1 protein-coding gene is annotated in these 561 nt (G+C 47.1%); it reads left to right on the top strand.

All coding sequences use genetic code 11. The features are described from left to right. Positions 1 to 561: transferrin-binding protein-like solute binding protein (locus ACTHUR_RS16895; protein WP_440399844.1), on the top strand; the 561-nt coding region annotated here is incomplete at both ends.

Here is a 561-nt window from a genome sequence, read left to right as displayed (position 1 = left end):
GGATGCCGACGACAGGGAAAAACATCCTGCCGAATATACGGTTAATTTCGACAAAAAAAACCTGGAAGGTAAGTTGATTAAAAATCAGTATGTACAAAATAAGAATAATCCAGATGAACCTAAAAAGCCGCTGATCATTTACAACATTACTGCAAAATTGGACGGCAACCGCTTTATCGGCAGTGCCAAGGTCAATCCTGATTTAGCGGAAAAACATGCCGGTAAGGAGCATTTGTTTTTCCATGCCGATGCCGATCAGCGGCTTGAGGGCGGTTTTTTCGGCGATAACGGAGAAGAGCTTGCCGGACGGTTTATCAGCAACGACAAAAGCGTATTCGGCGTATTCGCAGGCAAACAAAATAGCTCCGTGCCGTCTGAAACGCATACCAAAATCTTGGATTCGCTGAAAATTGCCGCCGACGAAGCTGCCGATCCTAAGGCACGTCCGTTTATTGCCGAGCCTATGCCCGACTTTGCCCATCCTGACAAACTCCTTGTCGAAGGGCGTGAAATCTCCTTGGTCAAAGATACTCAAACCATCGTTCTTGCCGACGGCAGGAA

It is taken from the genome of Neisseria sp. P0021.S007, from assembly GCF_051956855.1.
Note: the sequence above shows the minus strand (reverse complement) of the source record. Positions and strands in the feature narration are given on the sequence as shown.